At 62.5% G+C, this 22,573-nt stretch carries 16 protein-coding genes, 3 tRNA genes and 1 pseudogene; 9 read left to right on the top strand and 11 right to left on the bottom strand.

Features of this window, described 5'->3' with window-relative positions; all coding sequences use genetic code 11:
* The first annotated feature begins 4 nt into the window (after positions 1–4).
* Together KCX70_RS14440 and KCX70_RS14445 are read left to right on the top strand one after the other, a co-directional pair.
* On the top strand, positions 5–1,039 hold the full coding sequence (locus tag KCX70_RS14440) for an HlyD family secretion protein (protein ID WP_212617965.1): 1,035 nt from the start codon (positions 5–7) through the stop codon (positions 1,037–1,039).
* On the top strand, positions 1,029–2,582 hold the full coding sequence (locus tag KCX70_RS14445; protein WP_256437903.1) for an MDR family MFS transporter: 1,554 nt from the start codon (positions 1,029–1,031) through the stop codon (positions 2,580–2,582). Before KCX70_RS14440 ends, KCX70_RS14445 begins: the two co-directional genes overlap by 11 nt.
* Before the next feature lie 172 nt (positions 2,583–2,754).
* On the opposite strand, the gene uvrB is transcribed toward KCX70_RS14445, so the two are convergent.
* A complete protein-coding gene (gene uvrB, locus KCX70_RS14450) occupies positions 2,755–4,770 on the bottom strand; it encodes an excinuclease ABC subunit UvrB (RefSeq protein ID WP_021209962.1) in 2,016 nt (671 codons plus the stop codon).
* A gap of 307 nt (positions 4,771–5,077) precedes the next feature.
* On the opposite strand from uvrB, the gene KCX70_RS14455 reads away from it, so the two are divergent.
* Both KCX70_RS14455 and KCX70_RS14460 read left to right on the top strand, forming a co-directional pair.
* Positions 5,078–6,274, top strand: a complete 1,197-nt coding sequence (locus KCX70_RS14455) for an amino acid aminotransferase (RefSeq protein WP_212617966.1) — start codon at positions 5,078–5,080, stop codon at positions 6,272–6,274.
* A 51-nt stretch (positions 6,275–6,325) separates the two neighbouring features.
* A tRNA-Asn gene (locus tag KCX70_RS14460) sits at positions 6,326–6,401 on the top strand.
* Positions 6,402–6,947: 546 nt separating this feature from the next.
* On the opposite strand, the gene KCX70_RS14465 is transcribed toward KCX70_RS14460, so the two are convergent.
* The gene (locus tag KCX70_RS14465) at positions 6,948–7,871 is read right to left on the bottom strand and encodes a LysR family transcriptional regulator (protein WP_212617967.1); all 924 of its coding nucleotides are present in this window, start codon (positions 7,869–7,871) and stop codon (positions 6,948–6,950) included.
* Between the two features lie 65 nt (positions 7,872–7,936).
* Between KCX70_RS14465 and KCX70_RS23315 the strand changes: the two are divergent.
* A pseudogene (locus KCX70_RS23315) lies at positions 7,937–8,100 on the top strand (LysE family translocator); the annotation flags it as partial.
* A 210-nt stretch (positions 8,101–8,310) separates the two neighbouring features.
* Here the strand turns inward: KCX70_RS23315 and KCX70_RS14475 are convergent.
* From KCX70_RS14475 to KCX70_RS14485, 3 genes are all read right to left on the bottom strand, one after another.
* Entirely contained in the window at positions 8,311–9,066 is a 756-nt protein-coding gene (locus KCX70_RS14475; RefSeq protein ID WP_021209264.1) for an FKBP-type peptidyl-prolyl cis-trans isomerase, read from the bottom strand.
* A gap of 237 nt (positions 9,067–9,303) precedes the next feature.
* Positions 9,304–9,380 (bottom strand) — tRNA-Asp (locus KCX70_RS14480).
* A 13-nt stretch (positions 9,381–9,393) separates the two neighbouring features.
* A tRNA-Val gene (locus KCX70_RS14485) sits at positions 9,394–9,469 on the bottom strand.
* A gap of 214 nt (positions 9,470–9,683) precedes the next feature.
* Here KCX70_RS14485 and rdgC point away from each other — a divergent pair.
* The 3 genes from rdgC to sugE all read left to right on the top strand — a co-directional run bounded on the left by rdgC (position 9,684) and on the right by sugE (position 12,057).
* Complete coding sequence (gene rdgC / locus KCX70_RS14490; protein WP_212617968.1) at positions 9,684–10,604, top strand: recombination-associated protein RdgC; 921 nt, start codon at positions 9,684–9,686, stop codon at positions 10,602–10,604.
* 62 nt (positions 10,605–10,666) lie between these two features.
* The gene (locus KCX70_RS14495; protein WP_102852194.1) at positions 10,667–11,611 is read left to right on the top strand and encodes a bile acid:sodium symporter family protein; all 945 of its coding nucleotides are present in this window, start codon (positions 10,667–10,669) and stop codon (positions 11,609–11,611) included.
* 131 nt (positions 11,612–11,742) lie between these two features.
* Complete coding sequence (sugE, locus tag KCX70_RS14500) at positions 11,743–12,057, top strand: quaternary ammonium compound efflux SMR transporter SugE (protein WP_212617969.1); 315 nt, start codon at positions 11,743–11,745, stop codon at positions 12,055–12,057.
* A gap of 56 nt (positions 12,058–12,113) precedes the next feature.
* Here the strand turns inward: sugE and malK are convergent, their stop codons facing one another.
* The gene (gene malK, locus KCX70_RS14505) at positions 12,114–13,229 is read right to left on the bottom strand and encodes a maltose/maltodextrin ABC transporter ATP-binding protein MalK (RefSeq protein ID WP_212617970.1); all 1,116 of its coding nucleotides are present in this window, start codon (positions 13,227–13,229) and stop codon (positions 12,114–12,116) included.
* A gap of 108 nt (positions 13,230–13,337) precedes the next feature.
* Complete coding sequence (locus tag KCX70_RS14510; RefSeq protein WP_212617971.1) at positions 13,338–14,957, bottom strand: alpha-glucosidase family protein; 1,620 nt, start codon at positions 14,955–14,957, stop codon at positions 13,338–13,340.
* 360 nt (positions 14,958–15,317) lie between these two features.
* Between KCX70_RS14510 and KCX70_RS14515 the strand changes: the two genes are divergently transcribed.
* Positions 15,318–16,598, top strand: coding sequence for a hypothetical protein (locus tag KCX70_RS14515; RefSeq protein ID WP_212617972.1), 1,281 nt, complete (start codon positions 15,318–15,320; stop codon positions 16,596–16,598).
* Between the two features lie 41 nt (positions 16,599–16,639).
* On the opposite strand, the gene KCX70_RS14520 is transcribed toward KCX70_RS14515, so the two are convergent.
* The 4 genes from KCX70_RS14520 to malF form a co-directional block, all read right to left on the bottom strand.
* Entirely contained in the window at positions 16,640–17,188 is a 549-nt protein-coding gene (locus KCX70_RS14520; protein WP_212617973.1) for a sugar O-acetyltransferase, read from the bottom strand.
* A gap of 73 nt (positions 17,189–17,261) precedes the next feature.
* Positions 17,262–20,006 carry an HTH-type transcriptional regulator MalT gene (gene malT / locus KCX70_RS14525; RefSeq protein ID WP_212617974.1) on the bottom strand — a complete coding sequence of 915 codons (2,745 nt, stop codon included), beginning with the start codon at positions 20,004–20,006 and terminating at the stop codon, positions 17,262–17,264.
* Positions 20,007–20,072: 66 nt separating this feature from the next.
* Positions 20,073–20,963 carry a maltose ABC transporter permease MalG gene (gene malG / locus KCX70_RS14530; RefSeq protein WP_102852198.1) on the bottom strand — a complete coding sequence of 297 codons (891 nt, stop codon included), beginning with the start codon at positions 20,961–20,963 and terminating at the stop codon, positions 20,073–20,075.
* Between the two features lie 12 nt (positions 20,964–20,975).
* Positions 20,976–22,538, bottom strand: a complete 1,563-nt coding sequence (gene malF, locus KCX70_RS14535; protein WP_212617975.1) for a maltose ABC transporter permease MalF — start codon at positions 22,536–22,538, stop codon at positions 20,976–20,978.
* Positions 22,539–22,573 lie beyond the last annotated feature (35 nt).

The raw sequence follows: 22,573 nt of genomic DNA on the forward strand, positions 1-22,573 counted from the left end.
CGACATGCCCACCAAGCTGCAACGCCGACTGTTCGTCTTCATCGCCCTGCTGCTGCTCGTCGCAGGCGCCTTTTTCGCCCACTGGTACTTCGTCGGGCGCTACTACGAACACACCGACAACGCCTATGTGCAGGGCGAGATCACACGCATCTCCAGCCAACTCGCCGCGCGCATCGAGCAGGTCCACGTGCAGGACAACCAGCATGTCCAACCAGGCGACCTGCTGGTAACCCTGGAACCGGGCGATTTTCGCCTCGCCGTTGAGCAGGCCCGGGCAAACCTGGCGATTCGCGAAGCCGAACTCGCCCAGGCTCGAAGCCGCCTCGCGCAACAATCCAGCCTGATCGCCGCCAGCCAGGCGTCGCTCGGGGCGGCGCAGGCGAATCTCGAGCGCAGTCAGGTCGATCTGTCTCGGGTCGAGGCACTACGCAAACCCGGTTTCGTCTCCGAGGAGCGAGTCACTACCCTGTCCGCCGACGCCCGAGTCGCCCGCTCGCAGCGGCAGAAAGCCGAAGCCGACCTGGCCGCCCAGCGCCAGCAGATCGATGCCCTGGAGGCGGACGTTAAACGTCTGCAGGCGCAAATCGAAAGCGCCCGTGCCGAGATCGCACAGGCCGAGCTGAATCTCGGCCGCAGCGAAATCCGCTCTCCCATCAGCGGCATCGTCGGGCAGCGCTCGGCGCGCAGCGGCCAGTACGTGTCCGTCGGCGCCTACCTGATGTCGATCGTTCCCGACGAGGAAATCTGGGTTCAGGCCAACTTCAAGGAAACCCAGATCGGACGCATGCGCGAAGGCCAGAGCGCCGAACTGACCTTCGACACCTATCCCGACACGCCGATTGAAGGCCGCGTCGAAAGCTTGTTCCCCGCCTCCGGCGCCCAGTTCAGCCTGTTGCCGCCGGACAATGCCACCGGCAACTTCACTAAGGTGGTCCAGCGCATTCCGGTCAAGCTGACCTTTGCCAGCGACAACCCGCTCAAGGGCAGCATCCGCCCTGGCATGTCGGTGGATGTGAAGATCGACATCCGTGGCCGCTGATGCGCTGATCCGCCCGGTTGGCGAACCCAGCCGGCGCGACTGGATCGCGGTGATGAGCGCCATGCTCGGCGCCTTCATGGCGGTGCTGGATATCCAGATCACCAACTCGTCACTGAAAGACATCCAGGGCGCGCTCTCCGCCACGCTGGAGGAAGGCTCCTGGATTTCCACTTCCTACCTGGTCGCGGAAATCATCATGATCCCGCTGACCGCCTGGCTGGTGCAGCTGCTCTCGGCGCGGCGACTCGCCGTCTGGGTATCGGTCGGGTTCCTCTTCTCTTCCCTGCTCTGCTCCTTCGCCTGGAACCTCGAAAGCATGATCGTGTTCCGTGCGATGCAGGGCTTTACCGGCGGTGCGCTGATTCCGCTGGCCTTCACCCTCACGCTGATCAAGCTGCCCGAGCACCATCGTGCCAAGGGCATGGCGCTGTTCGCCATCACCGCGACCTTCGCGCCCTCGATCGGCCCGACTCTCGGCGGTTGGCTCACTGAGAGCTGGGGCTGGGAATACATCTTCTACATCAACATCCCGCCCGGCCTGCTGATGATCGCCGGCCTGCTGTACGGCCTGGAAAAGAAGCCGCCGCACTGGGAATTGCTGAAAAGCACCGATTACGCCGGCATCGTCACGTTGGCCATGGGCCTCGGCTGCCTGCAGGTGTTTCTCGAGGAAGGTCATCGCAAGGATTGGCTGGAATCGACACTGATCGTCCAACTGGGCTCGGTGGCACTGGTCAGCCTGATCCTCTTCGTGATCCTGCAGCTGTCCCGACCCAATCCGCTGATCAACCTGGGCATCCTGCGCGAGCGCAACTTCGGTCTCACCAGCATCGCCAGCCTGGGTATGGGGCTCGGCCTCTACGGGTCCATCTACCTGCTGCCGCTGTACCTGGCGCAGATCCAGAACTACAACGCGCTGCAGATTGGCCAGGTGATCATGTGGATGGGCATTCCGCAGCTCTTCCTGATCCCGCTGGTGCCCAAACTGATGAAAATCATCCCGCCGAAACTGCTCTGTGCGGCGGGATTCGCGCTGTTCGGCCTGTCCAGCTTCGCTTCCGGCGCGCTCAATCCGGACTTCGCCGCCGATCAATTCCACCCGATCCAGATCATCCGCGCGCTCGGCCAGCCCCTGATCATGGTGACCGTCTCGCTGATCGCCACCGCCTATACCCAGCCGCAGGACGCCGGCTCGGCCTCGAGCCTGTTCAACATCCTGCGCAACCTCGGCGGCGCGATTGGCATCGCCCTGCTCGCGACTCTGCTCGACAGTCGCGCCAAGATTTATTTCGATTATCTGCGCGAGTCGGTGGTGCCGAGCAACCCGGCGGTGGCCGAGCGCCTCGCATCCCTGACACAGCAGCTGGGCAGCGAGCAAGCGGCGCTGGGAAAGCTCAGCGAGATCACGCACCAGCAAGCCATGATCATGGCCTACAACGATGCGTTCCATTTCGTCGGCATCGCGTTGGCGATCAGCATGGTCGCCGTGCTGCTCACCCGGCCTCTACCACAGAATGTACAAGCCGGCGCCGGAGGGCATTGAGGCGCAGGAAGAGCCGCTCCCAGCACACGCCCCACCACTGCACGGAGCCCACCGCTCTTGTAGGAGCAGGTTCTACCTGCGACCCCACGCCAGCAGCGAGCCCAATCGCAGGCAGAGCCTGCTCCTACATAGAAGCGCGTGCCTGCGATCGCTCCTCTCGCGCCGATATTCCTTACACCTGCAGCAACCGCTCGCGCAGCTTGTGGATTTCGTCGCGTGTCTGCGCGGCGGCCTCGAACTCCAGGTCGCGTGCATACGCCAGCATCTTCTCCTCCAGCTGGCGAATCCGCTTGGTGATCTCGCTTGGCGACCGTAGCTCGTTCTCGTAGCGAGCGGCCTCCTCCGCGGCCTTCGCCTCGCCGCGGCGCTTTTTGCTGCGCGACCCTGGCACGGTTGCGCCCTCGAGAATGTCTTTCACATCCTTGAACACACCCTTAGGTACGATGCCGTTGGCTTCGTTGAAGGCGATCTGCTTGTTGCGTCGACGCTCGGTCTCGCCGATGGCTCGTTCCATGGAGCCGGTCATGTTGTCGGCATAGAGAATCGCTCGGCCGTTGAGGTTACGTGCCGCGCGGCCGATGGTCTGGATCAGCGAGCGCTCGGAGCGCAGGAAACCTTCCTTGTCCGCGTCGAGAATGGCTACCAGCGACACCTCCGGCATATCCAGGCCCTCGCGCAGCAGGTTGATACCCACCAGCACGTCGAACACGCCCAGGCGCAGGTCGCGGATGATCTCAACGCGCTCCACCGTGTCGATATCCGAATGCAGATAACGCACCCGGACACCGTGGTCGCCCAGGTAATCGGTCAGATCCTCGGCCATCCGCTTGGTCAGCGTGGTGACCAGCACCCGCTCTTCCTTGGCCACGCACTTGTTGATTTCCGAGAGCAGATCGTCGACCTGGGTCAGCGCCGGCCGAATCTCCACTTGCGGGTCGACCAGGCCGGTGGGCCTGACCACCTGCTCGATCACACGCCCCGAATGCTCGGCCTCGTATGGCCCGGGGGTCGCCGAGACGAAGATCGTCTGCGGACTGATCGCCTCCCACTCATCGAAACGCATAGGTCGGTTGTCCAGCGCCGACGGCAGACGGAAGCCGTATTCGACCAGGGTTTCCTTGCGCGAGCGGTCGCCCTTATACATGGCACCGACCTGCGGCACGCTGACATGGGACTCGTCGATCACCAGCAGCGCATCAGCCGGCAGATAGTCATAGAGCGTCGGCGGCGCCTCGCCCGACGCGCGGCCGGACAGGTAGCGCGAGTAGTTCTCGATGCCGTTGCAGTAGCCCAGCTCCATGATCATTTCCAGATCGAAGCGGGTGCGCTGCTCGAGTCGCTGCGCCTCCACCAGCTTGTTGTTGCTACGCAGGTAGTCGAGGCGGTCCTTGAGCTCCGCCTTGATGTTCTCGATGGCGTCGAGCAGGGTTTCGCGCGGCGTCACGTAATGGCTCTTGGGATAAAAGGTAAAGCGCGGCAGCTTGCGGATAACCTCGCCCGTCAGCGGATCGAAGGCAGACAGACTTTCCACCTCGTCGTCGAAAAGCTCGATGCGGATGGCTTCCAGATCGGATTCGGCCGGGAAGACATCGATGACGTCGCCGCGCACCCGGAACGTCGCACGGGCGAAGTCCATGTCGTTGCGGGTGTACTGCAGGCCCGTGAGACGGCGCAGCAACTCGCGCTGATCGAGACGGTCGCCGCGATCCACATGCAGGACCATCTTCAGGTACGACTGAGGATCACCCAGGCCGTAGATGCAGGAAACGGTGGTGACGATGATCGCGTCCGGTCGCTCCAGCAACGCCTTGGTCGCCGACAACCGCATCTGCTCGATGTGATCATTGATCGAGGCATCCTTCTCGATGAAGGTATCCGACGAGGGTACATAGGCTTCCGGCTGGTAGTAGTCGTAATAGGAAACGAAGTACTCCACCGCATTGTTCGGAAAGAACGCCTTGAACTCGCCGTACAGCTGCGCGGCCAGCGTCTTGTTCGGCGCCAGCACCAGGGTCGGCCGCTGCACATGAGCAATGACATTGGCGATGCTGAAGGTCTTGCCCGAGCCCGTCACCCCCAGCAAGGTCTGATGCGACAGGCCCGCCTCGATGCCTTCGATCATCTGCCGGATCGCTTCAGGCTGGTCCCCGGCGGGCTTGAAGCGCGTGACCAATTCGAACTTCGACATATCGACCTCTTCAGATAGCGTAACGACCCGAAAGCCGAACGGTGGTGCCGCTCCGTCGCAGGCAAGGCGAACGGCAGACGTGGCCTTTCAATGCGGACGCCCGCGGCGATATCAAGTGCCCGGCCGCACAGACAGACGAAGCGAGGCAAGATAGAGGCCAGGCGAGCGTGAATCGGATAGAAAAAACCGCCCTAGCATATCGCGACGCGAGGGTAGGCCCGCTATACTCTTGCCCCGTTTGCGCACCGCCCTCAGCGCGAAGCGAGGGTGCTGCATCAGCCACCTCCTCTCTTCGAGCTTCCCCACCATGAGTTTGTTCTCCGCTGTCGAAATGGCGCCGCGCGATCCGATCCTCGGCCTCAATGAAGCCTTCAATGCCGACACGCGGCAGAACAAGGTCAACCTGGGGGTAGGCGTCTACTACAACGAAGAAGGTCGAATTCCGCTGCTGCGTGCCGTCGCCGCCGCCGAGATGGCGCGCCTGGAGCTCAACGCCCCTCGTGGCTATCTGCCAATCGAAGGCATCGCCAGCTACGACATGGCCGTGCAAGGCCTGCTGTTCGGTGCCGACTCGGCGCTGATCGCCGACGGTCGAGTGGTGACCACACAGGCCCTGGGCGGCACCGGCGCGCTGAAGATCGGCGCGGATTTCCTCAAGCGCATGCTGCCCAACGCAGTCGTGGCGATCACTGATCCGAGCTGGGAAAACCATCGCGCATTGTTCGAATCCGCCGGTTTCCCCGTGCAGAACTACAGCTACTACGACGCCGCCAGTCACGGGATTGACCGTGCCGGCATGCTCGAAGATCTGAAAAACCTCCCGCCCCGCTCTATCGTCGTGCTGCACGCCTGCTGCCACAACCCGACCGGCGTAGACCTGCAACCGGAAGACTGGAAACAGATCGTCGACGTACTGCGCGCCAACGACCACGTGCCGTTCATCGATATTGCCTACCAGGGCTTCGGCGACAGCATCGAGGAAGACGCCGCTGCCGTGCGCCTGTTCGCCGAGTCGGGCATGAGCTTCTTCGTTTCCAGCTCGTTCTCCAAGTCGTTCTCACTCTACGGCGAACGCGTTGGTGCACTTTCGATGGTGACCCAGAGCCGCGACGAGTCAGCGCGCGTGCTGTCGCAAATCAAGCGCGTGATCCGCACCAACTATTCCAACCCACCGACTCACGGCGCCACCGTAGTATCGGCCGTGCTGAACAGCCCGGAACTTCGTGCCATGTGGGAAACCGAACTGGCCGAGATGCGTACCCGCATCCGGGACATGCGCCTGAGCATGGTTCGCCAACTGACTGAGAAAGGCGCCAAACAGGACTTCGGATTCGTTGCCAAACAACGCGGCATGTTCTCCTATTCCGGCCTCACTGCAGCCCAGGTGGAACGTCTGCGGGTCGAATTCGGCGTCTATGCGATCGGCACCGGACGCATCTGCGCCGCGGCGCTGAACCACAGCAATCTGGACCACGTGACCGACGCCATCGTGCAGGTCCTCTGATCCCTGAGGGGTTGACTTCTCCTTAGTTAACAGTAGGATACGCACCGCTGTTCCGCGATAGCTCAGTCGGTAGAGCAAATGACTGTTAATCATTGGGTCCCTGGTTCGAGTCCAGGTCGCGGAGCCAACTTCAAAGCCTCAGGTGAAAACCTGGGGCTTTTTTGTGGCCGCCGGACTCTCACCAGGGACTCTGTCCCAGGTTATTCGCTTCGCTCACCCCTTCGGGGCCGCGCTGAAGCGCGTTCTGCTGCGCAGTCGAGTCCAGGTCGCGGAGCCAACTTCAAAGCCTCAGGTGAAAACCTGGGGCTTTTTTGTGGCCGCCGGACTCCCACCAGGGACTCTGTCCCAGGTGATTCGCTTCGCTCACCCCTTCGGGGCCGCGCTGAAGCGCGTTCTGCTGCGCAGTCGAGCCCAGGTCGCGGAGTCAAATTCAAAGCCTCGGTACATACCGGGGCTTTTTTTTGTGGCCGCCGGACTCTCACCAGGGACTGTCCCAGGTGATTCGCTTCGTTCCCCTCGGGATGTTTTCTATCTTCCCGCTTCGGCAGAACTCGGAGCTCGCTCCGACGTAGGATGGGTGCAACCCATCGCCATTGATGCGCTGCCCATCCTACGACTCAGCAATGCCCCAGGCGTAGGTTGGAAAACTGATTCAGGACGAGGCGACAGCTTCTCAGGCTATCTCGCGCAGCCAAGTCAATAGATCGGCCTGCGGACTGCAGGGCTGCAAGGGTTGCGACGACAACAGGCAGTAGCGCGAGCCATCTTCGACAAAGCCCAAGGGCGCAACCAGCACGCCGCTGTCCAAATCGTCGCGCACCAGGTGCCATGGGCCAATAGCCACGCCCAGGCCGGCCACCGCCGCCTGCAGACTGAAGTAAAAATGATCGAAGGCCTGCCCCGGCGAGCTGGGAGCACACCGACCTGTTGCCAAGGCCCAGTCCTGCCAGGCGGTCGGCCGTGTCTGGGAGTGAAGGCAAGACGCACCAACCTGCAACGCAGCGCCATCGTGCTCCGCGCTAATCCAGGCCGCCGCCTTGTCCGGACGACAGACCGGGCCGACCCGCTCCACGAACAAGGACTCGACATGGTAGCTATCAGGCCACCGGAAATCGTCACGACGGATTGCCAGGTCGATGCCGTCCGCGAAGGAGAACGGCCCGCCACCGGCAACCAGATGCACCTCGACTCCTGGGTGCCTGGTCTGGAAAGCGGGCCAGCGAGGGATCAGCCAGCGCATCAGCAGCGTGGGTTCGCACGACACCACCAAGCGCCGCGCCTGCCGAGCACTGGCGCGCAGCTCGCCGACGGCCTGCCGCATCAGGCCGAAGCCCCCGCTCACCGCCCGCGCCAGGGTGCGCCCAGCCTCGCTCAGAAACACGCGACGACCACGCCGCTCGAACAGCGCAACATCCAGTTCATCTTCGAGCAGACGCACAGCGCGACTGATCGCGCCGTGGGTCAGATGCAACTCGTCGGCCGCGCGACTGAAATTTTCCAGCCGAGCCGCGGCTTCGAAGCACCGCAGCGCCAGCAACGACGGCAGGCGCTGATTGACGGCTAGTGAGCCTGACTCACTATGACTGTCAGAAAACATCGTTAATTCATCCAGAGACACTTGGTCTAGCATCCTATTTTTGCTGCGCGTCGACAGGATACGTCATGACCGAACTGATAGCCGTAGTCACATTTACCTTGCTGGCGGTGATCAGCCCGGGGCCGGACTTTGCGATGGTCACACGCAACAGCCTGACACTGTCGCGCCGGGCCGGGCCGGGGTGCTGACAGCCTTGGGTATCGGTCTGGGCGTACTGGTCTCAGCCGGCGCCGTGCGCGAGCGCCTCCTGGCCGTGCGCCATTGGATAGACCGCTTGTTCGGCGGCCTGCTGGTCGGATTCGGGGTATTGCTGGCGGCCGCTCGCGGGGCGCACTGACCGCCCACGCCGCCCATGATGACAGCGGCGCCACCGGACCAGGCTGGCGGTCAGAAACAAAAACGCCCCGCATGAGCGGGGCGTTTCGATACCACCGAGCAGTTACTGCTTGGCAGCTTCTTCAGCGGCTTCAGGCTCGGCCTCAGCAGCAGGAGCGGCTGCGTTTTCGTCACCCTTGATGCCCAGCAGTTCCAGATCGAAAACCAGAACCGAGTTGGCAGGGATCAGCGGGCTCGGGCTCTGCTCGCCATAGGCCAGCTCGCTCGGGATGTACAGCTTGTACTTTTCACCGACATGCATCAGCTGCAAGCCTTCGACCCAACCAGGAATCACGCCGCCGACCGGCAGATCGATCGGGGTGCCGCGCTTGATCGAGCTGTCGAAGACGGTGCCATCGGTCAGGCTGCCTTCGTAATGGACAGTCACGACATCATCCGGACCCGGCTGAGGACCATCAGCTTTCTTGACCACCTCATACTGGAGGCCGGACTCGGTGGTCTTCACGCCTTCGCGCTTGGCGTTTTCTTCGAGGAATTTCTTGCCGGCCGCAACGGCCTCTTTGTTCATTTCAGCCATGCGCTCTTCGGCGCGCTTCTGCAAATAGCTGAACGCCTCCATCAATTGCTCGTCGGTCAGCTTCTGCTCTTTCTTGCCGATCGCATCATCGATGCCCTGCGCAACAGCGTTCGAATCGAGATCGGCCATGCCTTCCTGCGCCAGACTCTTGCCCATGTTCAGGCCGATGCCATAAGAGGCTTTCTGTGCCGGGGTTTCCAGCTTGGCGCTGGTTTCCGAATCACAGCCCGCCAGAACCAGGCCAACCAGGGCAATCGCCGACGCCAAACGATGATGTCTCATTCTGTTTCCTTTAATTACGCGTAAGAGGTGCAGCAAAAACAATGACCGGAGCTTAACAGCCACCTCATGCAGTGACTACCGAGCACGCCGCGGTAATAGGTAAAGACAGTGCAAAGTCCAGAAGTGCCGCACGAAACGCAGAAAGCCGCCAACCCAAAACATCGGGCAAAAAAAAAGCGACCCTAAGGTCGCTTTCTTCGTGCTATCAAGGCGTTCAGTGGTCCTTGATGGCTAATATGGCGCAGCGGACGGGACTCGAACCCGCGACCCCCGGCGTGACAGGCCGGTATTCTAACCGACTGAACTACCGCTGCGCTAAACCTCGAGTGGTGGGTGATGACGGGATCGAACCGCCGACCCTCTGCTTGTAAGGCAGATGCTCTCCCAGCTGAGCTAATCACCCGTTTGCTCTCGAAGTGGGGCGCATTCTAGAGACGGATCTGAACCTTGGCAACCCCCTTTTGAAAAAAAAATTGAAGAACTTACAAAGACTTAGGAAACCCCTCTGTTTAAGGGTCGTTTTTGTGGTTTCCATCGGCATTGCCCCTGCGCAGGGTTGGCCTGCGTTCGCCAGAGGGGAATAATGCGCGCTTTGCTTTTACCGGAGTTTCCATCGCATGTGGTTTCGCAATCTGCTCGTCTACCGTCTCACTCAAAACGTCCCTTTTGATGTCGAGACACTTGAAACCGCATTGGCCGCCAAGCCCGCCCGCCCCTGCGCCAGCCAGGAACTGAGCACCTACGGTTTCGTCGCGCCCTTTGGCAAGGGCGAAGACGCACCTCTGGTACATGCCAGCCAAGGCTTTCTCTTGATCTCAACGCGCAAGGAAGAGCGCATCCTGCCAGGCAGCGTGGTCAAGGACGCGCTGAAGGAAAAGGTCGACGAGATCGAAAACGAGCAGATGCGCAAGGTCTACAAAAAGGAACGCGACCAGCTCAAGGACGACATCATCCAGGCCTTCCTGCCGCGCGCCTTCATTCGCAAGTCCGGGACCTTCGCCGCCATCGCGCCTGAGCACGGCCTGATTCTGGTGGACTCTTCCAGCCCCAAGCGCGCCGAAGACCTGCTCTCCACACTGCGCGAAGCCATCGGCTCGCTGCCGGTTCGCCCGCTGACGGTCAAGATAGCGCCTTCGGCCACCATGACCGACTGGGTCAAGACGCAGAAAGCCGCGGACAATTTCTTCGTGCTCGACGAGTGCGAATTGCGCGATACCCATGAAGACGGCGGCGTGGTGCGCTGCAAGCGCCAGGATCTGACCAGCGACGAGATCCAGCAGCATCTGGAAGTCGGCAAGCAGGTCACTCAACTGTCGCTGGGCTGGCAGGACAAGCTGTCCTTCGTCCTCGACGACAAACTGGTGATCAAGCGCCTGCGCTTCGAGGAGCTGCTGCAGGACCAGGCCGAACAGGACGGTGGCGACGACGACCTCGGCCAGCAGGACGCCAGCTTCCTGCTGATGATGCTGACCTTCAAGGAGTTCCTGCCCGCGCTGTTCGAAGCCCTGGGTGGTGAGGAGATCCCGCAGGGCATCTAAACTGCCCTGGCCGTCAGCCCCGGCTGGCGGCCCACTCCCCCATAACTACAAGGTAAAGCCCGATGCGTGCTCTCGCCGCCCTAAGCCGCTTTGTCGGCAACACCTTCGCCCTCTGGGTCCTGCTGTTCGCCGTCCTCGCTTTCTTCCAACCCAGCTGGTTTCTGCCTGCCACCGCCTGGATCGTCCCCTTGCTCGGCCTGATCATGTTCGGCATGGGCCTGACACTGAAAGCGGCGGATTTCGCTGAAGTCGCGCGCCGGCCGCTGTGGGTGGCATTGGGTGTCGGGGCGCAGTTTCTGATCATGCCCGCCCTCGCCTGGCTGCTCTGCCAACTGCTGGGCTTGCCCGCGGAGATCGCGGTGGGTGTGATCCTGGTGGGCTGCTGCCCGGGCGGTACCGCGTCGAACGTGATCGCCTGGTTCTCGCGGGGTGACGTCGCGCTCTCGGTAGCGATCACCGCCGTCACCACCCTGCTCGCCCCGCTGGTCACGCCCGCGTTGATCTGGCTGCTGGCTTCGGCCTGGCTACCGGTCAATTTCGGCGCGCTGTTCATGTCCATCGTGCAGATCGTGCTGCTGCCGATCGCCCTCGGCCTGATCGCGCGCCGCCTGCTGGGCAATCGGGTGCATCAGGTGGTCGATATCCTGCCGCTGGTTTCGGTGGTAAGCATCGTGATCATCGTTGCGGCCGTGGTTGCCGCCAGCCAGGCGAAAATTGCCGAGTCGGGCTTGTTGATCATGGCCGTGGTGATACTGCACAACAGCCTGGGGCTCGGCATCGGCTATCTGGTCGGGCGCTTGTTCGGCCTGCCGCTGGCGCAGCGCAAAACACTGTCGATCGAAGTCGGCATGCAGAACTCGGGGCTCGGAGCGGCCCTGGCCAGTGCGCATTTCTCGCCTTTGGCAGCGGTGCCCAGCGCATTGTTCAGCGTCTGGCACAACCTCTCCGGTGCGCTGCTGGCGACGGTCTATCGGCGAATGAATGACAAAGGTCACGACGCGTCCTGACAGACTCGTGCCGGTCCGGGTCAGTTGCCCGGACCTTCTTGCTGTGACAATAGCGCGTGCCGAGGACGACCTCGGCTTGCTCGCAACTACCGGGGACGGCCCCACCCAGTCACTGTCCTTGTGGAGGTGCTATGTCCTGGATCATCCTGTTTATCGCCGGTCTGTTCGAAGTCGGCTGGGCCGTTGGTTTGAAGTACACGGAAGGTTTCACCCGCCCGCTGCCCACCTTGCTCACCGTTGCGTCCATGTTGGCCAGCCTGGCGTTGCTGGGCATTGCCATGAAAGAGCTGCCGCTGGGCACTGCCTACGCCGTCTGGACGGGCATCGGAGCAGTCGGGACGGTGGTCGTCGGCATCCTGCTGTTCGGCGAATCGGCAGCGCTGTTGCGCCTGGCCAGCGTAATGCTGATCTGCATCGGCCTGGTCGGGCTGAAACTCAGCCACTGAGAAGCCATTGAAGCGCCGTCACGGCAGCCGGCGAACCCCGGCTGCCGCAGGCTGAGTCAAGCGTGGAGCGCGGGCTCGCGATAGTGCCGCGCACAGGCCTCACCATCGGCGCGGAACAGATGGCACTTGTTGGCTTGCACGCCGGTCGCGAAGACCTGTCCAACCGCAACCCGGCGATTGCCATCGCTGGCGACCGCCACCATCGAGTCGACGCCTTCCAGGTTCAGGTGCAACAGGTTGTGATCGCCAAGCCGCTCGGCCACGGCAATCTCGCCGTTGAAGACGAAATCCGCCTGCTCGGCATCGACGAAGTGCTCAGGGCGAACGCCCAAGATCAGCGCGTCGCCTGGATTGACCTTTCGGCCATCGACCGCCACCCGCATGGCGCTGCCGCCGGGCATCTCGACCTCAACCGAGTCTGCATCGGCGCGCAGGGCTCGAACTGGCAGGAAATTCATCTGAGGTGAGCCGATGAAACCCGCGACGAACTGGTTATGCGGGTAGTGGTACAGCTCCAGCGGCGGGCCAACCTGCGCAATGCGGCCAGCGTTGAGCACCACGATCTTGTCGGCCAGAGTCATGGCCTCGACCTGGTCGTGGGTGACATAGATCATCGTTGCCTTGAGGCGCTGGTGCAGGCGCGAGATTTCGATACGCATCTGCACGCGGAGGAAGGCGTCCAGATTGGACAACGGCTCGTCGAACAGGAACACCTTGGGTTCGCGAACCATGGTGCGCCCGATCGCGACGCGCTGGCGCTGGCCGCCGGACAGGTCCTTGGGCTTGCGCTCGAGCAAGTGGTCGAGCTGAAGAATTTTGGCAACCGACTCGACACGGCGATTGATTTCGGCCTTGTTGACCTTTGCCAGCTTGAGGCCGAATGCCATGTTTTCCGCGACGTTCATGTGCGGATACAGCGCATACGATTGAAAGACCATCCCCACCGAGCGATCCATCGGCGGCAGCTCGTTGACCCGCTCGCCGTCGATCTGCAGCTCCCCGTCGGTGATGTCTTCGAGACCGGCAATCAGTCGCAGCAACGTCGACTTGCCGCATCCCGACGGCCCGACGAACACGACGAATTCGCCGTCGGCGATATCCAGGTCGATGCCACGCGTGATTGGAACCTCGTCATAGCTCTTGCAAATATTTCGCAGGGTTACACTGGCCATTATTGTTGTTCTCCTTCAAAAACAGCCGCCGTGACGGGTCACGGCGAGCATAGCGAGCGGCGGCGGGCCGGTCGAGACGAAGCATCTGCTTCGCCTCGAGCCCTGGACTTAGCCGAGCCGGCGGGCGAAGCCGAAGCCATGCGCCGGCAGGTGCACGCCTTGACTATCGAATACCGCCGTAGCCGATGGCACATCGAGCCCTTCGACCGGTGCGGACAGGTCATAGTGCCGAGCGCTGTCGCTCATATTGAACAGACATACCCAGACTTCGTCGTCCAACCGACGCTCGTACACCAGCAGGGCTTCGTCGTGGTAGACGGTGCGCATGCTGCCTTCGACCAGAAGGCGCTGATCCTGGCGCCAGGCGAGGAAGCGGCGATAGATGTTGAGCATGGAGTTCGGGTCCGGCTCCTGCGCGGCCACCGAGAGCGGCAGATGCTTGTCGGCCAGCGGCAACCAGGGCTGCTCGCGACTGAAGCCACCATGCGGGCCCTGGTCGTGCCAGGGCATCGGCGTACGGCAACCATCGCGGCCTTTGAATTCCGGCCAGAACCGGATGCCGTAGGGGTCGACCAGTTGCTCGAACTGCAGCTCGGCCTCGTCCAGGCCCAGCTCCTCGCCCTGATAGAGGCAGACACTGCCGCGCATGCTCAGCAACATCGCCATGAACATCCGACCGCGGGCGTGATCCGGCTGGTTGGCCAGCGCCCAGCGGCTCATCACCCGCACCACGTCGTGGTTGCCGATCGACCAGCAGGGCCAGCCATCGACCAGCTCGCGCTCGACGCAGTCGATGGTGTGACGCAGGAAGCTCGGGCTGCACTGCTCGGTCAGCAGGTCGAAGGAGTACGCCATGTGCAGGGTGTCGCTGCCGCCTGTGTAAGCGGCCATGGTCCTCAGCGAATGATCGCAACCGATCTCGGCCACGGTCGCGCTGCCCGGATAGCGCTCGAGCAACTGCCGGATACGCCGCAGGAAGCCGATGTTCTCCGGCTGAGTCTTGTCGTAGACGTGCTGCTGGAAGGCATAGGGGTTTTCGGCGCGTACACCGATGCTACCTTCACGAATCTCATGGTTCGGCGGGTTGTCGCGCAACTCACGATCATGAAAGTAGAAATTCGCCGCATCCAGGCGGAAACCGTCGACGCCCAGCTTCAACCAGAACTCCATGTCGTCAAGCAGCTGCTGCTGGACTTCTTCGCAATGGAAGTTCAGATCCGGCTGGCTGGAGAGGAAGTTGTGCAGGTAATACTGCTTGCGACGGCTGTCCCAGGTCCAGGCGGGCCCGCCGAACACTGAGAGCCAGTTATTGGGCACGGTGCCGTCCTCCTTCGGATCGGCCCAGACGTACCAGTCCGCCTTTGGATTGTCGCGGCTGGAGCGGCTTTCCTTGAACCAGGCGTGCTGATCCGAGGAATGGTTGAGCACCTGATCGATGAGGATACGAATGCCGCGCGCATGGGCCACATCGATGACCTGCTTGAAGTCTTCCAGCGTGCCGAACAGCGGATCGACGCCACGGTAATCGGACACGTCGTAGCCGAAGTCTTTCATCGGCGAGGTGAAGAACGGCGATAGCCAGATAGCGTCGACGTTGAGGCTGGCGATGTAGTCGATCTTCTCGACCACACCGAGCAGATCGCCAACCCCATCGCCGTTGCTATCGAAAAAGCTGCGCGGGTAAACCTGATAAATGACGCCGCCGCGCCACCAGTCGTTGCGATTCATACAACCAACCTTCGATGTTTGGGGGAACACGCCGCCACTCTAGGTGCGGCAACCCGCCGCAACATCCTCCCGCCAACTTATTACCGAGGCGTATGGCGCGGGCGTAGAGACAGGGCCGACGGGGGGCGTAGAGCCAACTGCCCGGGCTGGCCCGGCGCCGCCGAATCGCGTCTGGCTTCGCCCATGCAGCTCGCCATAAAACCGTCAACCTAAAAACGAATCGACACTTATTTGTCACGAGCAGCTTTTAGGATCGATGCAGTTCCGGGACTGACCCTGCAGTAGCAGCCGCGCCAGCCATCCCTCGCGCCGCTGCACCAGCCAGGAGCGACACGCATCCACACATCCATGGAGAGAACAATGTTCAAGTGCAAGCCCCTCGCCGCTGCCATCATCGCGATCCTCGCCAGCCAGGCCTACGCCGACGACAACAGTGCAGAACAGAGCCAGTCCGGTGCCGACAACATTGTGGAAGTCACGCAGACCGGAGGCCAGGACAACCTGTCCTACCAATCGCAGATCGGTGCCAGCAACGATGGCATGGTCACCCAGAATCAGGCGACTCTGTCGGATGCCGTCCAGACCCAGACCGGCAACCTGAACCGCGCCGACATCGTGCAGGACTCGACCGAGCAGAGCGAAGCGATCCAGCTGCAGCAAGGCGACAGCCACGACGCCAGCATCGTCCAGAACGGCTCGTTCGGCGCCAGCGCCCGTCAGTATCAGGACGGCAGCTACAACACCGCGATCACCGAGCAGACCGCCGCTGATATGAGCACTGCGGTGACGGAGCAAGATGGCAGCGACAACTACGCCGAAACCATCCAGAGCAACACCGAGTCGAGCGTCTCCGAGCAGCGCCAGACCGGCGCTGAAAACATCTCGCTGGTCTGGCAGGACGGCGGTGCCCGCAACGAGGCCGGCGTCGACCAGCAGGGCAACCTCAACGATGCGAGCGTCTACCAGACCAACGCCTTCGACTCGCGCGCCAAGATCGAGCAGCAGGGTGATTCGCAGGTCGCCTCGGTGATGCAGCAGGGTTCTGACCACACCGCCAGCATTCAGTCGACGGGCCTGATGAACGAAGCCTATATCGATCAGACCGGCAGCCTGCAGAGCGCGTCGATCTATCAGGACGGCACGTCCAACAGCGCCGATATCTTCCAGGCCGGTGAAAGCAACACGGCCAGCACCAAGCAGACCGGCAACAACCACTACCTCACCATCGACCAGCTGGACGGCAACTTCCAGACCGCCTCGCTACAGCAGAACGGCGAGTACAACGAAGCCTACGTCGCCCAGACAGGCACGGATCACCTGATCGACTTCGCCCAGGACGGCGCCGACAACCTGCTCACCGTCGAGCAGCGCGGCAACGGCAACGAGCTGACCGGCACCAGCTATGGCGACAACAACCGTGTGGACGTTATGCAGGATGGTGACCTCAACGTGGCCGACATCCAGCAGATCTACGGCTCCGATAACGAAGTCAGCCTGGCGCAGACTGGCGAGGGTCATTTGGCGCAGGTGATCCAGGGCGGCACTGCCAACCAGGCGATGCTCGATCAAAGCGGCATGGGCAACTCGGCCATGGTGTCGCAGATGGGCTCGGGCAACATCGCGATCGTCACCCAGCAATAAAGCCGTACCGGCGGCCAGCCGTGTGGATGGCCGCCCTCCTGCTAACGCATGCGCGCCGGATTGCCCATCACGGTTGCGCCCGCCGCGACGTCTCGCGTCACTACACTGCCCGCACCGACCACCGCGCCATCGCCGATGGTCACGCCCGGCAGGATGATCGAGCCACCGCCGATCCATACATGCTCGCCGATCATCACCGGCCGGCCGAATTCCAGGCCGCTACGGCGCTCCTCGACACCGCGCGGATGATCCGCCGCGTAGATCTGCACCGCGGGACCGATCTGCGTCCCGGCACCGATGCGCACCTCGGCCACGTCAAGAATCACGCAATTGAAGTTGAAGAACACCTCATCGCCCAGATGGATGTTGTAGCCGTAATCGCAGTGAAAAGGCGGCCGCACCACCGCGCCGTCGCCGACGCTTCCCAGCAGTTCCTTCAGCAAGGCGCGACGGACCGCTGGCGTCTCGCCGAGCGCAGCGTTGTAGCGCACCATCCAGGCCTTGGCAGTGGCCTGATCGGCCTGTAGCTCGGCGTCGCCCGGACGATAGAGTTCGCCGGCGAGCATCTTCTGTTTTTCGGTCATCGTCATCTTCAGCTCTCGCTAAGCTTGATCGGCACGTGCACCGGGCCGGTCGGGTACGCACTGAATGGCTCTATACCGGTCACTCACCCTGGATCTTGCTCAGCAGGCTGCGCGCCAGCTGCACCGCCTCGTTGCGATGGGTGATGTTGAGCTTCTGATACAGGCTGCGGATGTGTGTCTTGATGGTGGTCGGTGCGACGTTGAGGTGCTCGGCAATCTGCTCGTTCGACTGCCCTGCGTGGATCAGGCTGAGCACCTGCCATTCGCGCCGGGTCAAGGGTGAGTGCCGGATCAGCTCGGGCACGTCGGGGCGGTTGATGATGTCCTGGATCACCGCCTCGTCGAGGGTGATGCGGATCGCCCGGCTGAAGTCGCGTTGCTGCTGCGCCAGCTGAATCAACCGATCGGCTCGCTGGGCCTCGAGCTCACCGAGCGTGCGCTCGTGCTGCAACGCCTTGAGCATGACGATGATCAGCTTGCCGATGCGTAGAAAGCTGCCGATGGCGCCCGTGCTGGTGGCCAGCGTCAGTGCTTGTTGCAGGTGATCGAGCGCCTGCTGTCGTTCCTCGCGCTGCCAATGCAGCTGCGCCAGGAGGATATGGTTGCGGTTCAGGTCCATGACCAGGCCGTGCTGTTCGGCATCACCCTGCAACTGGCGCAGGATGGGCAGCGCCTTCTCCGGCTGCTTCAGCGACAGGTAGGCACGCGCGTGGTTGCGGCCGTTGTACTGGGCGAAGTGATTGAGCCCCCGCTCGAGTGCGGGCGCGGTAAGCAGCCACTGCTGGATCGCTGCCTTGTCCTGAGTCGAATCCCAGTAGCTGAGCATCACCGCATGGGCATTGGCGAGCCAGTCAACGTGGTAATTGTCGCCTGCCAGCATGCTCTGCATCTTGCCGACGTATTCGGCGCAGGCATTCTGCTGGCCGCGTGCGTGGGCGACGCCTGCCAGCAAGGCATAACACTGCAGCAACCACCGGTCACCAACGTCCTCAAGGATCTGGATGCCCTGCAGCGCGCACTGCTCGGCGGCGTCGAGATGGTGCCATTCGAGCAGGACCTGGCCGCGCACGCGGTAGATGAATTCCATGATCGGCGTAGCCCGCAGCTCGGCCTGTTCGACGTACTGAATCGCCCGTTCCTGCAACGAGTACGCTTTTTGCAGAAAGCCTTGGGCGATGGCGATCTCCGAGAGCTGGCCGAGGTTCCACACCACCAGGTGCGAGGCTCGAATTTCCCGTGCGCGGCGTTCGGCCTCCTGATATTGCTGTTGCGCCTGGGGCAGCAACCCCTGTACGAAATGCGCCTCGGCCAGGCCCGATAGCGCGGCGACCTTCGAGGTCCGCATGATCAGCGGTTCGCGTGCCAGCGCCTCGCGAGCCAGCGCCATGGCCTGCTGCTCGTCCCCCTGATTCATCGCCACCTGCGCGCGCACGGCGTTGAATTCGCCGACGATACGCGCCCAGTCCTCTTCCGAGCAGCTGTGCTGCAGGGCCTGCTCTCCGGCCTTGAACCAGCGCTCGACCTGATCGAACTGGTAGGAATTCTGCGACACCCACGCCTGCAGCAGTGTGAACAACGGCGACCCGGCGATGACCGCCTCGGGCAGCGTTTCCAGACATTGTTGCAACAGCCCCAGCCGTCCCTGACGGTAGAACTGCCGACCGAACCGCTCCAGCACCTCGCCGACCCGCGTCGGGCAGCGCGCCTGCACCGAGTGGCGTGCTGCTTCCTCCGGCATGCTCTCGGCCATCAGCGCCTCGGCCGCACGCAAATGAAGTTCAGGCACACGCTGCGGCTGATGGGTGTGCAGTTCGCCCTGCAGGAAGATGCCGAACAGCGGATGGTAGGCGTACCACTGACGCAGACTGTCGAGGGGCTGCACGAACAAGCCGTTCCGTTCGAGCTGCTCGAGCATGTCGCGGGAATTGCTGCCCTGGGTCAGGTGATTGGCCAGGGCGGCATTGAAGCGCTCCAGCAGACAGGTCGTCTGGAGGAACTCGACCGTCGCCGACCCCAGCGAGCTCATCACCTGTTCGCGCATGTAGTCGCGGACGAAGGGATGGCCGAGTTGCAGGCTTTCCAGAAACAGGTCCATGCCGCGGCTGGTCTGCACTTCCTGCAGCGCCAGCGGCAACGCACAGGGCCAGCCACCGATGCGGCGGTTGAGTCGCTCCACCTGCTCGCGGTTGATGGCCACCGGCAAGCCTTCCTTGAGCAAGGCTTCGACCTCGTCGGTTTCGAAAGCCAGATGCGCCGCGTCCACGGTCAGCAGTTGATGCTTGACGCGCAGTTCGGCCACGCCCAGCTCAGGCAGGCCGCGGCTACACACCAGAAGGGTCAGCCAGGACGGCATGTTGCGCAGGAAGAATCGCAACACCGCGATGACCTCGGGGTTGGCCAGCGTCTCGAAGTCATCGAGCACCAGCAGCAGCGGTTCGTTATCGACCGGCAGCTCCGCCAGCAGATGCGTGATCAGGACATCGAAGGCCTCGCTGCCCTGCTCCGCGAGCAGCAGGCTGCGCGGGCAACCCTGCTCCAGCTGCGCATCGAGCACATGCAGCAGGTAGCGAGCCAGCTGCCGTGGATCGTTATCCGCCGGGTGCAACTGCAGCCAGGCCACCTGCCCCGGAAATGCGCGTGCCCATTGGCAAGCCAGCGTGGTCTTGCCGAAGCCGCTCGGCGCATGCAGTACCGCCAGCCGCACATCCCCGAGTCGCTGCAGCCACTCATCCAGTCGAGGGCGCGAAAGCAGCCCCTTGGGCATCGGCGGCATGCTCAGCTTCGCCGGGATCAGCGGCAAAGGCTCAGGTATTGCGGCATTCATGGTCATCTCCCGTGCTTCGTTCCCTGGTCGGGTCGCGCGGTCCATCGACGTTGCGACTGGGCGAGCCTAGCCCTTCACCCCGCCAGCGGTCAGCCCGCCAACGATCCAGCGCTGACAATACAGGAACACCACTGTGATCGGCAGGCCAGACAGCACGGCGGCAGCGGCGAAGTCGCCCCACAGGTAGTTCTGCGGATACAGGTATTGCTGGGCACCGACGGCCAACGTCAGCTTGTCGACATCCATCAGCAGCACCGAGGCGATCGGGTATTCGGTCACACTGGTGATGAAGGCGAGGATGAATACCACCGCGAGAATCGGCACGCTCATCGGCAGCAGGATGTGAAAGAACGCCTGCCAGGTCGTGGCGCCGTCGACGATGGCCGCCTCCTCCAGCGAACCGTCGATACTTTCGAAATAGCCCTTGATCGTCCAGATATGCAACGCCATGCCACCCAGCGAAGCGACGATCACCGCGCCGTGGGTATTCACCCCGAGCCAGGCGATGTGCTGACCGAGCTGGTCGAACAGGGCATAGATGGCGACCAGTGACAGAACGGGCGGGAACATCTGGAATATCAGCATGCCCTTGAGGATCGGCGCCTTGCCACGGAAGCGCATGCGCGCGAATGCATAGGCGCTGGTGGTCGAGAGCATCAGGATCAGCACCGAGCTGATCAGCGCGATCTTCAACGAGTTCCACAGCCACAGCAGCACCGGGAACGGCGGGTTGGTCACCGTGCCGTCGGCGTGGGTGTAGGGGATGCCCAGCGCCAGCGACCAATGCTCGAGCGTCGGATGGTCGGGAAACAGGCTGCCGGTGGCGAAGTTGCCTTCACGAAACGAGATGGATACCACCATCAGCAACGGGAACACGATCAGTGCGATGAAGACGAGCAGCGAAGCGTGCGCCAGCCAGAGGCGATATTTGACGGATTTAGCTTGAACGATGGCCATGTCCGGTTTTCCTCACACTTTCACTTTCGAGAGTTTCAGGTTCAGCCAGGCCATGGCACCGACCAGCAGGAAGATCAGCGTGGAGATGGCGGCCGCGAGGGCGAAGTTCTGTCCAGAATCCTGGAAAGCGATGCGGTAGGTGTAGCTGACCAGCAAATCGGTGGTGCCGGCCGGCGTCGTCGCACCGATGATGTCGGGCCCGCCGCGTGTCAGCAGGGTAATCAGTACGAAGTTGTTGAAGTTGAACGCGAAGCTTGCGATCAGCAACGGGGCCAGCGGCTTGATCAGCAGCGGCAAGGTGATCTTCAGCAGGTTGTCCAGGGGCGTCGCGCCGTCCATCGCCGAGGCCTCGTAGAGATCGCGCGGGATGGCCTGCAGCAAACCCATGCTCAGCAGCAGCATATACGGATAACCGAGCCAGGTATTGACGACCAGAATCATGCTGCGTGCCAGCGTGGGATCGCTGAACCAGTCCGGGCGGATTCCGAACAGCGTGTCGAGCAGCAGGTTGATCTCGCCGAAGTTCTGGTTGAACAGCCCACGGAAGACCAGGATCGAGATGAATGCCGGCACGGCGTAAGGCAGGATCAGCATTACCCGATAGAACGGCTTTCCACGCACCATGTCCCACTGCAGCAGGCTCGCCAGCACCAGGCCGACGGCCAGCGTGAAGAGTACCGTCAGGGCGGCGAAGGCCACCGTCCAGATGAATATCTGCACGAAGGGTTCACGAATGCTCGGATCCGTCAGCACCTTGGTGAAGTTGGCGAAACCGGTGAATACCGCGAAACCAGGCGCCAGCGCCTTGCCGTCGCTGTCGACGTAGAAGCCCGTTTCCAGGTTCGGCGTCAGGTGTTCGCCGGTCTTGTTGTTGATCAGCACGCCGTCGTCGGCCTGCCGGTAGAGCGGCTGCACAGCGGCCACTTCGCGCAGGCCATACAGACGCAGCAGGCTGCCGTCCGGACCGCGCATGACCCACTGTTGCAATTGATCGCGGCGCTGGATGACGTCGCGCAACGGCAAGGCCTTGCCCAGGTCGGCGACGTCCTCGGCCGGCTGCATCGCCAGGGGCTCTTCGGCTTTCGGCTCGCCCGTCAGCGGATCACTGACGAACACGCCCTGCTCGCCCTTGTCGACGCGCAGACGGTCGCCCTCGGGGCTGGCGTGCAGGCTGAACCGGTAGCGCTCCCCGGCCAGGTAGGTCTGATTGAGGTGATACTGCTTGACCTGTTCCTGGCTCAGCAGGTTGCTGCCGCTGTAATTGGTGAAGCCGATCCCGACCGTGTACAGCAGCGGAAAGATGACGAACACCAGCATCCCCGCCACCGCTGGATAGATGTAGCGATGGGCGTAGGTGCGCCGGCTGATGAATACGTAACTGGCGATTCCCGTCACGACCAGGCCGAGTATGGCGAACGCCAGTTGCCGCTGGGCATAGAGCGCCACGACCAGATACAGCGAGAGCGCGTTGAAGGTAAGCCAGACCAACCAGCGCAACCCGGATTTCAACGAGGGATGAAGCGTCCTTGTATGGTTTGTCATGGCAGGGCTGGGCAACTCGGCAAGGGCATTCACGACGGGGAACCTTTCTAACCTGGAGAGTAGATCGC

This window comes from Stutzerimonas stutzeri, assembly GCF_018138085.1.
Lineage (GTDB): Bacteria > Pseudomonadota > Gammaproteobacteria > Pseudomonadales > Pseudomonadaceae > Stutzerimonas > Stutzerimonas stutzeri_AI.

Coding starts and splice junctions, on each gene's coding strand:
- KCX70_RS14440 (WP_212617965.1), top strand. CDS start 5: ATGCCCACCAAGCTGCAACGCCGACTGTTCGTCTTCATCGCCCTGCTG.
- uvrB (WP_021209962.1), bottom strand. CDS start 4,770: ATGTCGAAGTTCGAATTGGTCACGCGCTTCAAGCCCGCCGGGGACCAG.
- KCX70_RS14455 (WP_212617966.1), top strand. CDS start 5,078: ATGAGTTTGTTCTCCGCTGTCGAAATGGCGCCGCGCGATCCGATCCTC.
- KCX70_RS14465 (WP_212617967.1), bottom strand. CDS start 7,871: ATGTTTTCTGACAGTCATAGTGAGTCAGGCTCACTAGCCGTCAATCAG.
- KCX70_RS14475 (WP_021209264.1), bottom strand. CDS start 9,066: ATGAGACATCATCGTTTGGCGTCGGCGATTGCCCTGGTTGGCCTGGTT.
- rdgC (WP_212617968.1), top strand. CDS start 9,684: ATGTGGTTTCGCAATCTGCTCGTCTACCGTCTCACTCAAAACGTCCCT.
- KCX70_RS14495 (WP_102852194.1), top strand. CDS start 10,667: ATGCGTGCTCTCGCCGCCCTAAGCCGCTTTGTCGGCAACACCTTCGCC.
- sugE (WP_212617969.1), top strand. CDS start 11,743: ATGTCCTGGATCATCCTGTTTATCGCCGGTCTGTTCGAAGTCGGCTGG.
- malK (WP_212617970.1), bottom strand. CDS start 13,229: ATGGCCAGTGTAACCCTGCGAAATATTTGCAAGAGCTATGACGAGGTT.
- KCX70_RS14510 (WP_212617971.1), bottom strand. CDS start 14,957: ATGAATCGCAACGACTGGTGGCGCGGCGGCGTCATTTATCAGGTTTAC.
- KCX70_RS14515 (WP_212617972.1), top strand. CDS start 15,318: ATGTTCAAGTGCAAGCCCCTCGCCGCTGCCATCATCGCGATCCTCGCC.
- KCX70_RS14520 (WP_212617973.1), bottom strand. CDS start 17,188: ATGACGATGACCGAAAAACAGAAGATGCTCGCCGGCGAACTCTATCGT.
- malT (WP_212617974.1), bottom strand. CDS start 20,006: ATGAATGCCGCAATACCTGAGCCTTTGCCGCTGATCCCGGCGAAGCTG.
- malG (WP_102852198.1), bottom strand. CDS start 20,963: ATGGCCATCGTTCAAGCTAAATCCGTCAAATATCGCCTCTGGCTGGCG.